The following is a 760-nucleotide window of genomic DNA, read 5'->3' as shown; positions in this document are numbered from 1 at the left end:
GCAGAGTAATCCACGCGCCGCCAGCCGCGCTGTGTCAGCGCGGCTGGCGGCGCGTTCCAGCGTGCGGCGCATGCCGCGCATAGCGATGCGTGCAGCCTGGCACGCACCGCCTTGACCGCCCTGCGTATGCGCCCTCAATGCCGGCATCCCGCGCTGGATGCGTGTCATGCCGACGCACCGTGGCGCCCTCCACGTCGCGTCGGAGCCAGCCCTGCGGCCTCGCCCACGCACTGGCGGCAACGCCGCCGACGTCTCACCACCTGACACATCGCAGCGCTATCCTGTGCCCATGTTCAAGCCCGTCCGCCGCCTGATTGCGCCGCCCTCGCAGGTTGTCGAACGCGACTGCCTGCGTGTGCAACTGGAAGGGCGCCAGATCGAGGTGCTGCGCGTGCGCGACCCACGCGCGCGGCGCATCAAACTCAGCGTCGACGAACGTGGCGCGCGGCTCACCTTGCCGCTGCGGGCCAGCCTGATCTCCGGCGAACGGTTCGTGCATGCGCACCTGGACTGGCTGAGCACGCAGCTGTCGCGGTACCAGCAGGTCGACGCATTTCCTGCATTGGAGCGCGGCGTCCCCGGGTTGCTGCCGTTGCGTGGGGTCCTGCTGCCGCTGCACTGGCACGAGGGCCGGTATACGCGCATCGAAGTCGACGACGCGGGCGCGCATTTCCACGTGCCGTCCAGGCTGGGCGACGCCGGCCTGCGCCGCACGCTGAAGGAGTTCTACGAAGCGCAGGCACGCGCCGACGTTGGCCGC

At 70.4% G+C, this 760-nt stretch carries 1 protein-coding gene; it reads left to right on the top strand.

Features of this window, described 5'->3' with window-relative positions; genetic code table 11:
• Positions 1 to 289 precede the first annotated feature (289 nt).
• Positions 290 to 760: YgjP-like metallopeptidase domain-containing protein (locus tag Y887_RS17615; RefSeq protein WP_046965584.1), on the top strand; the 471-nt coding region annotated here is incomplete at its 3' end.

The organism is Xanthomonas pisi DSM 18956 (assembly GCF_001010415.1).
Classification (GTDB): Bacteria; Pseudomonadota; Gammaproteobacteria; order Xanthomonadales; family Xanthomonadaceae; genus Xanthomonas; species Xanthomonas pisi.
Note: the sequence above shows the minus strand (reverse complement) of the source record. Positions and strands in the feature narration are given on the sequence as shown.